The sequence below is a fragment of the Novosphingobium sp. HNCC26BN242 genome (assembly GCF_057180525.1).
Genome location: NZ_JBXUGM010000003.1, coordinates 440,565 through 453,150, shown reverse-complemented (window position 1 = coordinate 453,150; position 12,586 = coordinate 440,565). Strand labels below are relative to the sequence as shown.

The 12,586-nt window shown below is 59.8% G+C and carries 11 protein-coding genes; 4 read left to right on the top strand and 7 right to left on the bottom strand.

Annotated elements, in window-relative coordinates:
- Positions 1–33: 33 nt before the first annotated feature.
- From AC2A1F_RS14230 to AC2A1F_RS14200, 7 genes are all read right to left on the bottom strand, one after another.
- A complete protein-coding gene (locus AC2A1F_RS14230; protein WP_484209419.1) occupies positions 34–888 on the bottom strand; it encodes a p-hydroxycinnamoyl CoA hydratase/lyase in 855 nt (284 codons plus the stop codon).
- A 47-nt stretch (positions 889–935) separates the two neighbouring features.
- A complete protein-coding gene (locus AC2A1F_RS14225; protein WP_484209418.1) occupies positions 936–2,336 on the bottom strand; it encodes an aldehyde dehydrogenase in 1,401 nt (466 codons plus the stop codon).
- Positions 2,337–2,354: 18 nt separating this feature from the next.
- On the bottom strand, positions 2,355–2,618 hold the full coding sequence (locus AC2A1F_RS14220) for a hypothetical protein (RefSeq protein ID WP_484209417.1): 264 nt from the start codon (positions 2,616–2,618) through the stop codon (positions 2,355–2,357).
- Between the two features lie 73 nt (positions 2,619–2,691).
- Complete coding sequence (locus AC2A1F_RS14215; RefSeq protein ID WP_484209416.1) at positions 2,692–3,708, bottom strand: NADPH:quinone oxidoreductase family protein; 1,017 nt, start codon at positions 3,706–3,708, stop codon at positions 2,692–2,694.
- A gap of 3 nt (positions 3,709–3,711) precedes the next feature.
- A complete protein-coding gene (locus AC2A1F_RS14210) occupies positions 3,712–4,656 on the bottom strand; it encodes a response regulator (RefSeq protein ID WP_484209415.1) in 945 nt (314 codons plus the stop codon).
- Positions 4,657–4,658: 2 nt separating this feature from the next.
- Complete coding sequence (locus AC2A1F_RS14205) at positions 4,659–6,068, bottom strand: ATP-binding response regulator (RefSeq protein WP_484209414.1); 1,410 nt, start codon at positions 6,066–6,068, stop codon at positions 4,659–4,661.
- Positions 6,069–6,535: 467 nt separating this feature from the next.
- Positions 6,536–6,739 (bottom strand): hypothetical protein, encoded by a 204-nt coding sequence (locus AC2A1F_RS14200; RefSeq protein ID WP_292628107.1) that lies wholly within the window; start codon positions 6,737–6,739, stop codon positions 6,536–6,538.
- 333 nt (positions 6,740–7,072) lie between these two features.
- On the opposite strand from AC2A1F_RS14200, the gene AC2A1F_RS14195 reads away from it, so the two are divergent.
- The 4 genes from AC2A1F_RS14195 to glgB all read left to right on the top strand — a co-directional run bounded on the left by AC2A1F_RS14195 (position 7,073) and on the right by glgB (position 12,568).
- Complete coding sequence (locus tag AC2A1F_RS14195) at positions 7,073–7,615, top strand: cytochrome b (protein ID WP_484209413.1); 543 nt, start codon at positions 7,073–7,075, stop codon at positions 7,613–7,615.
- A 74-nt stretch (positions 7,616–7,689) separates the two neighbouring features.
- On the top strand, positions 7,690–7,986 hold the full coding sequence (locus AC2A1F_RS14190; RefSeq protein WP_484209412.1) for a hypothetical protein: 297 nt from the start codon (positions 7,690–7,692) through the stop codon (positions 7,984–7,986).
- Positions 7,983–10,394, top strand: a complete 2,412-nt coding sequence (locus AC2A1F_RS14185; protein WP_484209411.1) for a glycogen/starch/alpha-glucan phosphorylase — start codon at positions 7,983–7,985, stop codon at positions 10,392–10,394. The genes AC2A1F_RS14190 and AC2A1F_RS14185 overlap by 4 nt, the downstream gene beginning before the upstream one ends.
- A gap of 8 nt (positions 10,395–10,402) precedes the next feature.
- A complete protein-coding gene (gene glgB / locus AC2A1F_RS14180) occupies positions 10,403–12,568 on the top strand; it encodes a 1,4-alpha-glucan branching protein GlgB (RefSeq protein ID WP_484209410.1) in 2,166 nt (721 codons plus the stop codon).
- Positions 12,569–12,586: the final 18 nt, after the last annotated feature.

The following is a 12,586-nucleotide window of genomic DNA, read 5'->3' as shown; positions in this document are numbered from 1 at the left end:
CGGGGCTGTCTGTTTCAGCTAAGCCAGACTGGATCAGCCCTTAACCTTGCTCACGTCAAAGGTTTCGAGCCCTGGCTTGAAGCTCTTTTCATCAAGGAACTGACGGGTCGCTTCCTTGCGGGCAGCCGCGCCACCAAAGCTGTGCAGCGCTTCCTGCGCGCGGATCTGGTATTCCAGACCGTTGTCATAGGTCATGTCGACCATACGGCGCACGGTCCATTTTGTGGCGCGAAGGGCGTGGCTGTCCTTCTTCTTGAGTACTTCGCAGATTTCGAGCACGCGCGCCTTCAGCTTGTCAGCCGGCACAGCCTCGGTAACAAGGCCCTGCTCTTCAGCCTGCTTGCCGGTCAGGTTTTCGCCCATCATCGCGTGGTACATCGCCTTGCGGAACGGCATCAGCTCCTGCGCAACCTTCGATGCGCCGCCGCCGGGAAGAATGCCCCAGTTGATTTCGGACAGGCCGAACTGCGCGTCTTCCGAAGCGATGGCGATATCGCAGCCGAACAGCGGGCCATAGCCGCCGCCGAAGCACCAGCCGTTGATCATCGCCACAGTGGGCTTTTCGTACCAGCGCAAGCGTTCGAACCAGCCATAGCTTTCGCGCTGCGATTTGCGCACCATGCCAAGGCCCTGCGCTTCGGTTTCGCGGAAGTATTCTTTCAGGTCCATGCCAGCGGTCCAGGCATCGCCCTCACCGGTCAGCACCAGCACGCGCACGTCGTCGCGGAATTCCAGCTCTTCCAGCACGGCCTTCATCCGGCGGTTGAGCTTGGGGCTCATGCAATTGCGCTTTTCCGGGCGGTTGAACTTCACCCATGCAATGCCGTCTTCCACGGTGAAGGCTACCGTATCTTCTTCCGAGCGTTCGATTTTCTGCTGTTCGGTCATGGTTGGTCCTTAAAGAAAGTCTTCAAATCAAATCGGGAAGTGGCGCTTTAAATAGGGAAGTGACCGGGCTGCGTTTCCATCGTGATCCAGCGCAGTTCGGTAAAGCTGTCGATCCCGGCTTTCCCGCCAAAGCGGCCATAGCCAGACGCGCCAACACCACCGAAAGGCATCTGCGCTTCGTCATGGACGGTGGGACCATTCACGTGGCAGATGCCGGACTTGATCTGGCGCGCCACACGCAGGCCCCGCGCGGTGTCACGGGTGAACACTGCGGCTGACAGACCATAATCGGTGTCGTTCGCCAGTTCGATCGCATGGGCCTCGTCCCGCGCCTTGATCACGCCGACGACCGGGCCGAAACTTTCATCACGGAACAGCTTCATGTCCTGCGTCACGCCAATGACGACGTGGGCGGGCATCAGCACGTTGTGCGTCGTCTCGCCACCTGTGAGCAGTTCTGCGCCCTTAGCCAGCGCGTCTTCGATCAGGCTCTGGCAATGGGCCACCGTCTTGGCATCGACTACTGCGCCCAGCGGCGTGGTGCCCTCACGGGGATCACCTACCGCCATACCCGAAACCTTGGCCTTGAACTTTGCGGCAAATTCATCGGCAACCGCTTCAACTACGATGATCCGCTCGGTGCTCATGCAGATCTGGCCCTGGTTCATGAACGCGCCAAAGGCTGCGGCCTTCACTGCTTCATCCAGATCGGCGTCTTCCAACACGATTAGCGGAGCCTTGCCGCCCAGTTCGAGCAAGCACGGCTTCAGGTGCTGCGCGGCGCGAACGGCGATGATCCGGCCAACCGCAGTCGAACCGGTAAAGTTGATCCGCTTCACCTCGGGCGCATCAATCAGCGCGCCGACCACATCCGGCGCGTCGGCTGGAGCATTGGTTACGACGTTCACGACGCCATCGGGGAAACCAGCTTCTGCAAAAGCTTCGACGATCAGCGAATGGGTGCGTGGGCACTGTTCGCTTGCCTTCAGGATCACCGCGTTGCCACAGGCCAGCGGCACCGCAATGGCTCGCACGCCCAGGATGATCGGCGCGTTCCACGGGGCGATACCCAGAATGACGCCGACCGGCTCACGCAGTGCCATGGCAAGGCAGCCCGGCTTGTCCGAAGGGATGACTTCGCCAGCGATCTGTGTCGTCAAAGCAGCAGCTTCGCGGACCATGCTGGCGGCAAGGCCCAAGTTGAACAACGCCCAACCCTTGGTCGCGCCGATCTCACCCATCATCGCCTCAACAAAAGCATCAGCGCGCGACTCGAGCGCGGCAGCCGCCTTCATCAGGATGGCACGTCGTGTATTCGGTCCCATCGCGGCCCAAGCAGGAAAAGCTGACGCAGCTTTCGTGGCGATTGCAGGAATATCAGAGGCTTGCATCGCTTCCGCAGCGGAAGCTGCAGCACCGGTCAGGGGATTTATGCGTTCAAATTTCATGCTTGCTCTCCCATTCTGTTATGATTGATAGCAATCATGATCCAAAGGCGCAACTGGGCAAATGCGTGCAGACATACCCCTGTCCAATTGTGCAGGTGCAATATTCTTGAAGCCCAGTTCCCGGTGAAGTGGCGTTGGAATGGTCAGGGGATTGTGTTGATAAAATGAAACAATTTGACATTCTTGTTGAAAATCGATGCGATCCGAGCCTCCAGTTGCAAAAAAACGCAAAGACAGTTCCTCAATTCGCACTTGCGAAATGAGCGGGTCAGGATCATTCAAAACGTGCCTTTCAGGCATCCTCTCCCAAACTTTTCAAGGGCCGCCCGGAACCGGAGCGGCCCTTTTTTTGTCCTCAACCCACGGCTTCTGCGGGCTTAGCGCTCAGCGCACCGTGCAACAGCAGCACGCTGCGGCCAATCACATCACGGCTTTGCATCGTGCGATAGGCATCGGCCCAGTTTTCAAGTGTGAAACAGGCATGCACATGCGGCCGGATCTGCCGACTGGCGGCGAGGTTCATTATGCTCGTGACGTTCTCAACTCCGCGCTCGGGAAAGCGTCGTCCATACTCCCCAGCCCGCACGCCTATGATCGAAAATCCTTTGATCAACGGAATGTTCACGCCAATTTGCGGGATGCGGCCATCGGCAAAGCCGATCACCAGCACGCGCCCGTCAAAGGCGACGCACCGGACTGACTGATCGAAGGCATCACCGCCGACCGGATCAAAAACAAGATCCGCCCCATGCCCTGCGGTTAATGCCAGCACCTGTTCCCGTAAAGATTGCGTGCCATCGATAACGTGATGCGGCGCATAGAGCCGCGTGATCGCTGCTCGCTTTGCCTCGGTCGAAGCAGCGGCGATGACTTTCAACCCAAGCGACATACCCAGATCCACCGCTGCCAGCCCCACACCACCTGCGGCACCGTTGACCAGCAGCCATTCGCCCGGCTGTGCGTTGCCTCTGCGCACCAGCGCCACCCACGCCGTGAGATAGGCCGCACGCAATGCCGCGCCTTCAGCCATGCTCAGGCTTTCAGGCAGCGGCAGTACCGAAGCTTCAGGGAACACGCCAAATTGCGCCACAGCCCCGGTAAGCCCACCAAAGAGCACACGATCACCTTCGCGAAACCTGCTACTGCCGGGCGCAGACCGCACGATGCCGGCGCCTTCCATCCCGGGCACAAACGGCAGGTCGGGCTTTGCCTGATACCCGCCACGGGTCATAAGCAAATCGGGGAAACCCAGCGCCGCCGCCTCGATCTGCACAAGCACTTCGCCGGGTCCGGCCACTGGCATTGGCAGTTTGACCAGCGCCAATCCGCCAAGATCGTCGGTCAACCGCTGCACCTGCAGGGCGCGCATCATGGACTAGTTGCCCAGAACCTTGATCGCTACAGCCGCCGCCGCAGCCCGGGTTTCCACACCCAGCTTCTCATAGATCCGCTCAAGATGTTTTTGCACGGTGCGCGGACTGATCGCCAGCACTTCGGAAATCATGCCGTTGGATTTGCCGTAGCTGATCCACAGCAGCACCTCGGCCTCACGATCGGTCAGCGCCAGCCTTTGCTGCAGACGGCTGACATCGGCTTTGGGATTCAATTCGTTGAGCCGGATCAGCAATTCGCTGTCTCGGTAGTGGGCAATCACAACCAGTTCGAGCGCACATTCCCCCTGCTCGATCCGTGCTGTTGCCCCCAGTTCGTGCCTTGCCAGCAGCCGGGTCAAGGGTCCGCGGATCAATTCGGGCAGAACCTTCTGCTCGCGGCTCCAGTCAGGACTCACCCGGTTGATGGCCTGTTCGGCAAACGGCGTGCACCACAGCATTTGCCCCTGCGTATCAATTGCCATCATCAGCCGCCCGGTGGCATCAAGCCCGGCTGCCCCTGCCTGCATGGCCCGCGCATGCCCGATGTGGACGCGCACCCGAGCCAGCAGTTCATGCACGTTCACTGGCTTGCGCAAATAATCCACGCCGCCAACCTCGAACCCTTCGATCACGTGCTCACTCTCGGTCAGGCCGGTCATGAACACCACAGGCACATGCGCCAACTCTTCTCGCGCCTTGATCTGCGAGGTGGTTGCAAAACCATCAAGCCCCGGCATCACGGCATCCATCAGGATCAGGTCCGGGGTAATGTGCTGCAACAGGTCAAGCGCAGCATCGCCAGAAATTGCCACGAGCACCGTGATTCCTACACCTTCCAAGGTGTCTGTCAGGAAGCGCAGCGAATCCGGTTCATCGTCGACGACCAGAACAGTGTCTCGTCGCACGCTCGCTGCAGTCCTGGCCACCGCACCTCTGGCCGCACTCATTTCTAAAGCTCCTCAAGCGTTTGGCCCATTGCGGCCAGATCGAACCGGTCCAGGCAGGCGTACAATTTTGCGACCAGCGGACCTGCAGCAGGGTCCGCCTGTTCCAACGCCCGGATTTCCCCCTCCAATGCGCGCACGTGACCGATCCGCACAAGCACTTTCAGCCGCTCTGCATGTTCACGGGCAACTTCCGAAACCGAAATGGCCGTCACCGCTGGTTCATCCAGCGTGGCGGCGGGTTGCGGGTAATTCCATGACAGGTCAAGCTGTCGGCCAATTGCATCGAGCAGCGAGCCGAGTTCGACAGGCTTAAGCAGAAAAGCGTCATGATCGGCAACTTGGCCGATAAGACCATGACGCTCTTCCGCATTGGCAGAAAGCATCAGAATTTTGAGAGGCTTCCCGTGCACCGCACGCAGATGGGCCGCTACCTCCCAACCCGTCATGCCGGGCATGCTCACATCAAGTACGGCGGCATCGAACCGGTCTTTTGCCCCTTCATCGCCAGCCAGCGCCAATGCCGTCTGGCCATCACTTGCAAGGGCCACATCAAAGCCCACTTCTTCCAACGCGGTACGCAAGACCGCAAGGTGATCGCGGTCATCATCGACCAGCAAGATCGACCGGACCGGACCTGAATAGCCGATCGGGCGCAAACGCTCTGCCAGCCGGTCGACAAAGCCTGAAACCTGCGGTGCCAACATCTTGATGCGAAAAGTGCTCCCCTTGCCCGGCGCGCTGTCAACCTGAAGATCACCGCCAAGCATGCGCGCGATAGCGCTGGTAATGGCCAGGCCAAGCCCGGCCCCATCCTGCGGTTCATCAGCTATTGAGCCCTGTCCCGATCTGACATAGGGCGAAAAGATCGCCTCCTGCCGATCCTGCGCAATACCAGGGCCAGTGTCAGACACTTCAAAAGTCGCCATCTGGCTAACCCACGAAAAGCGCAGTGTGACCTCGCCGGTGTCTGTGAACTTCACGGCATTTGAAACAAGGTTGATCAACGCCTGCCGAACACGGCGCTCGTCCATTCGCACGAATTCGGGCATGCGTTCTGGCAAAATGCAATGAAAGCCAAGGCCCTTTTGCGCAGCCAGCGGTGCAAACATCTCTGCCACTTGCTGCACCAAGGCACCTGCACGCACCACGCCGCTATCTACGCGAATGACGCCTTGTTCTACCGAGGCCAGATCGAGCAGGCCCTCAACAAGGTTGGTCAGATGTTCGGCGCTGCGGCGTATCACTTTTGCTGCGTGCTGCGGATCGACATCGGCACCGCGCTCAACCAATTGCGCGTAGCCGTAAATAGCATTGAGCGGAGAGCGGATTTCGTGGCTTACATTGGCCAGAAACCGGCTCTTGGCCGAATTGGCTGCAACAGCAGCATCAAGCGCGATGGAAAGCGCCGCCATCTCCTCCGGTATCGGCCTGTCTTGCTCCGGCCCTGATACGGCCTCAGCACGCACATGTCGCGAAATCAGAAACCCGCAAGCCCCGGACAGGAGAACCATTGCAATGATAAAAAACCACTGCAGTCTGGATATCCCTCCTCCAGCGGAACCATACCAGATCGCCAGGATAAGTGCGCAGGCTCCCAGAATTGCGGCAAGCACCGCAGGTTTAGCTTGGCCATTGCGTGCAAGAGCAGCCTTGGCCGCTGCTCGTGCCTCATCATCAAGGCGTGCACCCGGCGATACCACCTTGCGGTGCCCGCTTCCGTCCTTACGGACCCTGACCATTGCAGCTGACCCCGCGCGCTCACGTGTTATTCGGCCAAGTCCGTTTGGCTACGCACGGGTATTTTGCACTGCAACGACGGCAAACTCAACCCCTGGGAGTTCACGCAAGGGCACAACGTGATGCAACCCAAAAATCAACCTCAGATCAACTGGTCGCGCTGCAACCGCTGAAGCAGGCGAACGGCCACCGAATGCCGGATCGCCTTTCCTTCGCGCAGCTTGACCCAAGTATTCAGACCGATCCCGAAATGGTTCTGAATGACCTCGGGCTTCTGGCTTTGCAGGACGGATGCCATCTTGTGGACCACGGCAGGCTCGACTTGGGTGAGACGCTGAGTCGTCATATTCCCTCACGTTTCAGTTAGGCCGGCTTTCCGGCTCGGTTGGCTGAATGGCCCGGCTTTTGAGGGCCGGTTCATCGAATGATGGCGTCACCATATTTTTTGCAGTGCAAGATCGCCCATACGTCATTTGCCGCATGCCAATGCGCGGCATCGGTCTTGGTTTTGATTTCACACAGGATTCGAGCCTGCCCGGTGACCAAAATGTTTTCAGACGAAATCGTATCAGACGTTTTGATTGGTTGAATACGAAGCAAAAAGGTGAATACGAGACTGGTTCGTGCCAGAACTCTTCGGCACACCCTACCTATCGCGTGCAAAGCGGAGAACTTTGGTATGGCTACCCTAGCAGGCAATCAGGACATGGCGCGTTACAATGCCATCGCCCGAACACTGCACGCCGCGATTGCCGCCTTGCTGATTTTCAACCTTGTTACCGGAATCGCTGGCGACGCGCTGGAGGATATCTGGAACCCCTTTCCGCTGCACAAGGGCACCGGGATGGTAATTCTTGTGCTATCGCTCGCACGGATCGGTTGGCGCATGACATGGACGATGCCAGAATGGCCCGCCACCATGGGCAATTTGCAGCGTCTTGTGGCCAAGCTGACCCATATCGTTCTCTATGTGCTGATGCTGGTTCTGCCGGTGACGGGTTGGATCATGTCTTCGGCCAACAGCAAATATCCGATCAGCATCTGGGGCCTGTTCGACTGGCCCAAGCTTGCCATTGCCAAAGGCTCTGCCATCGCCGAGGTTTCGCACGAAGGACATGAAGTGCTCGGATACCTGATGGCAGGCTTGGTTGCGCTGCATGTGGCGGCCGCACTGCACCATCATTTTATCATCAAGGACAATGTCTTGCGGCGCGTGCTTTGAAGCGCAGACGTATTCCTTGCCTATCATGCCCTCGATGTGCGTAGAAAGGAGTCGAGAGGGACAACGGGCGCGGAATGAAATTTCAGACCAAAGCGATAGACCGCAACCATAGCGATGCTGTGCGCAATACCATAACGTCTGAACATTGCGCGCTGACAGGAAGATTGGCGCTTGCCCACCGGGTACAGGCTGTCATACCCAATCAAAGAGAGATCGATGGATTCCTGCAGAGCTTGCGGACGGTTGCCTTTGCAATTGTCCCTAACGGAAAAAAGCCTGCGGAACTGAAGGGCCGGTGCAACACGCATTGGCAGAAGGCGGGCAAGTTCCGCCCGGATGCCGGGGCAAGCAGGGTGGAACGTGTACCATGACCCTCGATACCAATTCCAAAGCGGCGGAACTTGACGCCCAGATCATCGACGTGCTGCGCAAGCGCGTGGGCAAGGACGAACGCGCCGCCAAGCCGCATGACTGGTACACCGCAACGGTCCTGACCCTGCGCGATGCAATCATCGACCGCTGGATGGAATCCACGCGTGAAGCTTATGATCAGGGCGCAAAGCGGGTCTATTACCTCAGCCTCGAATTCCTGATCGGCCGACTGTTGCGCGATGCGCTGTCCAACATGGGCCTGACGCGCGACATGGAAAAGGCGCTGCGCGAACACGGTTTTGACCTCGCCGCGCTGGAGAATATCGAACCCGATGCAGCGCTGGGCAACGGTGGCCTCGGCCGCCTCGCCGCCTGCTTCATGGAAAGCCTCGCCAGCCTCGGCATCCCCGCCTACGGCTATGGCATCCGCTATGTGAACGGCATGTTCCGCCAGCGGATTGATGATGGCTGGCAGGTCGAACTGCCCGAAACCTGGCTGTCCCACGGCAATCCATGGGAGTTCGATCGCCGCGAAAGCGCCTATATCATCGGCTTCGGCGGTGAAGTTGTCGAAACCGGCGATGGCGTGGAATGGCGTCCGGCCGAAAAGGTTGAAGCCAGCGCGGTAGACACACCCGTCGTCGGATGGCGTGGCAAGCGGGTGAACACGCTGCGGCTGTGGACCGCCCATTCGTTCGATCCGCTCAAGCTTGATGCCTTCAATGCAGGCGATCATATGGGCGCGATGGCCGAACAAGTCCGCGCCGACAGCCTTGTGCGCGTGCTTTACCCGGCGGACTCCACCCCCGCCGGACAGGAACTGCGGCTGCGGCAGGAGTATTTCTTCACCTCCGCCTCGATCCAGGACATCGTGCGTCGCCACATGCAGCACCACGGCGATATCCGCACGCTACCGGATAAGGCCGCGATCCAGCTCAACGACACCCACCCTGCGGTGGCCGTGGCCGAACTGATGCGCCTGTTTGTCGATGCACACGGGCTGGAATTCAACGAAGCGTGGGAACTGACCAAGGCCACCGTTGCCTATACCAACCACACGCTCCTGCCCGAAGCGCTGGAATCGTGGCCGCTGCCGCTGTTTGAACGGCTGCTGCCGCGCCACATGCAGATCATCTATGCGATCAACAGCCGCGTCCTGCGTGAAGCGCGCAAGGCCGGGATGGACGATGCCGCCATCGCCGCCATCAGCCTGATCGATGAAGGCGGGGAACGCCGCGTGCGCATGGCCAATCTGGCCTTCACTGGCGCGCACAGCATCAACGGCGTGGCCGCACTCCACACCGATCTGATGAAGACCACGGTTTTCTCAGACCTCCACAAGCTCTATCCCACCCGCATCAACAACAAGACCAACGGCGTCACCCCGCGCCGCTGGCTGCAACAGTGCAATCCGGGCCTCACCTCGGTGTTGAAAGACGCCATCGGCGATGCTTTCCTCGATGACACCAACCGGCTGTCAGACCTCAATGCTCTGGCCGAAGACGCGCAACTGGGTGAACGCATTGCCGAGGTTAAGCGCTCGAACAAGATCGCCTTGTCAAAGCATATCAAGGACCTGATGGGCATCCGGCTCGATCCCGATGCCTTGTTCGACGTACAGATCAAACGCATCCACGAATATAAGCGCCAGTTGCTCAACCTGATCGAAACGGTCGCGCTCTATGATCAGATCCGCAGCCACCCAGAACGGGACTGGGTGCCGCGCGTGAAAATCTTCGGTGGCAAGGCAGCGTCAAGCTATCACAACGCCAAACTGATCATCAAACTGTCGAACGACATCGCCCGCCGCGTCAATTCCGATCCTTCGGTGGGCGGGTTGCTCAAGGTCGTGTTCGTGCCGAACTACAACGTCAGCTTTGCGGAAAAGATCATCCCGGCGGCTGACCTGTCAGAACAGATCTCTACCGCAGGCATGGAAGCCTCGGGCACTGGCAACATGAAGTTCGCCCTCAACGGTGCGCTGACCATCGGCACGCTCGATGGCGCCAACGTCGAGATCAAGGAGCATGTCGGCGATGCCAACATCGAAATCTTCGGCCTCACCGCCGACGAAGTCGAAGACAAGCGCGCCAATGGCTACAACCCGCGCGAGATCATCGAAAACTCGCGCGAATTGCAGCAGGCGCTGCAGGCCATCGCCACCGGCGTGTTCTCGCCCGACGATCCTGATCGTTACAAGGGCCTGATGGGGGGCATCTATGATCACGACTGGTTCATGGTCGCCGCCGATTTTGACAGCTACCACGCCGCCCAGCGCAAGATCGATCGGCGCTGGGAAAACCAGGCTGGGTGGCGCGCTGCGGCACTCAGCAACATTGCCAACGTAGGCTGGTTCTCGTCCGATCGCACGATCAGCGAATATGCCCGCGATATCTGGGGGGTCTGAGAGCCGCAATGAAACCACCGGCGAGCGCCATCGAAGCCCTGCTGAACGGGACGCACGCCGATCCATTCTCGGTCCTTGGCATCCATGAAGGGCCGGACGGTGCATTTGCTCGCGCCGTCCTGCCCGGCGCAGATGAAGCCGTCGCCTGGTCGCTTGACGGCAATTTGCTCGGCAAACTGACCCGTGTCGACGGGCGCGGCCTGTTCGAAGGCAAAGTCAAAGGCCCGCGCCAGCCCGTGCGTTACGCCTGCACAGCAGGCACCCACGAATGGCTGGTCACAGACGCCTATTCCTTCGGCCCGGTCCTTGGGCCCCTCGACGATTTCCTGATCGCCGAGGGCACCCACCTGCGCCTGTTTGACAAGATGGGCGCGCACCTGATCGAGCATGAGGGGGCCAGCGGCGTCCACTTCGCAGTCTGGGCACCCAATGCCAGCCTCGTCAGCGTCGTCGGTGATTTCAACGATTGGGACCACCGCCGCCACCCGATGCGCCGCCGCGCCGATATCGGCGTGTGGGAAGTGTTCATCCCCGACATTGGCGAACATCGCACCTACAAATACCGCGTCGTCAGCGCCGATGGCACCGTGCTCCCGCTTAAGGCCGATCCTTACGCGCAAGCTGCCGAATTCCGCCCGAGTACCGCGTCGATCACCGCACATCCGGTAAAAATGGACTGGGGCGATGAAGGCCATCGTGCCCACTGGGCCAGCGTCGATGCCCGCCGCCAGCCGATGTCGATCTATGAAGTCCACCCCGGATCGTGGCAAAAGCCCCATGACGAAGGCTTCTACACGTGGGACGAACTGGCCGACCGGCTGATCCCCTACGTCACCGAAATGGGCTTCACCCATATCGAATTCCTGCCGGTGTCCGAACATCCCTATGACCCCAGTTGGGGCTATCAGACCACCGGTCTCTACGCGCCCTCTGCGCGTTTCGGCCCGCCCGAAGGCTTCGCCCGCTTCATCGATGGCGCGCACCGCGCAGGCGTTTCGGTGCTGATCGACTGGGTTCCCGCCCACTTCCCCACTGATGAGCACGGCCTCGTCAATTTCGATGGCACCGCGCTCTACGAACACGCCGATCCGCGTCTGGGCTTCCACCCCGATTGGAACACGCTGATCTACAACTTCGGCCGCCGCGAAGTCGTCAGCTTCCTCGTCAACAACGCGCTGTTCTGGGCTGAACGCTACCATGTCGATGGCCTGCGCGTGGATGCCGTCGCCTCGATGCTCTACCGCGATTATTCGCGCAAAGCGGGCGAATGGATTCCCAACGCCGAAGGCGGGCGCGAAAACTGGGAAGCGGTTGAATTCCTCAAAGCTATGAACCGCGCTGTTTATCAGACCCACGCCGGGTTCCTGACGATTGCCGAGGAATCCACATCATGGCCCGGCGTCAGCAAGCCCGCCTTTGACGAAGCCCCGCGCGAACACTTGGGCTTCGGCTTCAAATGGAACATGGGCTTCATGCACGATACGCTGCAATACATGGCGCGTGATCCCATCCACCGCCAGTATCACCACAACGAGATCACCTTCGGCCTGACTTACGCCTTCAGCGAAAATTTCGTCCTGCCCATCAGCCATGACGAAGTCGTCCACGGCAAGGGCAGCTTGCTTACTAAGATGAGCGGCGATGATTGGCAGAAGTTCGCAAATCTGCGCGCCTATTACGGCATGATGTGGGGCTATCCCGGCAAGAAACTGCTCTTCATGGGCCAGGAATTCGCCCAGCGCCGCGAATGGAGCGAGGCGCGCAGCCTCGACTGGGATCTGCTGCAGGCCCCCGCGCACGAAGGCGTCCGCCGCTGGGTCCGCGATCTCAACCGCGTCTATGCCACCCGCCCCGCCCTCCACGCCCGCGATTGTGAGCCGGAGGGCTTTGAATGGCTGGTGGTCGATGATGCCCAGGCCTCGGTCTTCGCATGGCTGCGCAAGGCACCGGGAGCAAAGCCCGTGGCCGTTATCTGCAACATGACGCCCGCCGTCCACGATCACTATCGCCTGCCCCTGCCACATGATGGCGCGTGGCGCGAAGTGCTGAACAGCGATGCGCAGGACTACGGCGGCAGCGGCATCGGCAATCTGGGTGAAGTGCAGGCGCAGCACGGTGCGGCCTTCGTGGTCCTGCCACCACTCGCCACGCTGATACTTGAGTTTGAAGGATAAAAAACGGAGGGATACGGG

What these genes read in the sequence shown, in the direction of transcription:
- AC2A1F_RS14230 (WP_484209419.1), bottom strand. Translation starts at nt 888, where the DNA reads ATGACCGAACAGCAGAAAATCGAACGCTCGGAAGAAGATACGGTAGCC.
- AC2A1F_RS14225 (WP_484209418.1), bottom strand. Translation starts at nt 2,336, where the DNA reads ATGAAATTTGAACGCATAAATCCCCTGACCGGTGCTGCAGCTTCCGCT.
- AC2A1F_RS14215 (WP_484209416.1), bottom strand. Translation starts at nt 3,708, where the DNA reads ATGATGCGCGCCCTGCAGGTGCAGCGGTTGACCGACGATCTTGGCGGA.
- AC2A1F_RS14210 (WP_484209415.1), bottom strand. Translation starts at nt 4,656, where the DNA reads ATGAGTGCGGCCAGAGGTGCGGTGGCCAGGACTGCAGCGAGCGTGCGA.
- AC2A1F_RS14205 (WP_484209414.1), bottom strand. Translation starts at nt 6,068, where the DNA reads ATGGCGGCGCTTTCCATCGCGCTTGATGCTGCTGTTGCAGCCAATTCG.
- AC2A1F_RS14200 (WP_292628107.1), bottom strand. Translation starts at nt 6,739, where the DNA reads ATGACGACTCAGCGTCTCACCCAAGTCGAGCCTGCCGTGGTCCACAAG.
- AC2A1F_RS14195 (WP_484209413.1), top strand. Translation starts at nt 7,073, where the DNA reads ATGGCTACCCTAGCAGGCAATCAGGACATGGCGCGTTACAATGCCATC.
- AC2A1F_RS14190 (WP_484209412.1), top strand. Translation starts at nt 7,690, where the DNA reads ATGAAATTTCAGACCAAAGCGATAGACCGCAACCATAGCGATGCTGTG.
- AC2A1F_RS14185 (WP_484209411.1), top strand. Translation starts at nt 7,983, where the DNA reads ATGACCCTCGATACCAATTCCAAAGCGGCGGAACTTGACGCCCAGATC.
- glgB (WP_484209410.1), top strand. Translation starts at nt 10,403, where the DNA reads ATGAAACCACCGGCGAGCGCCATCGAAGCCCTGCTGAACGGGACGCAC.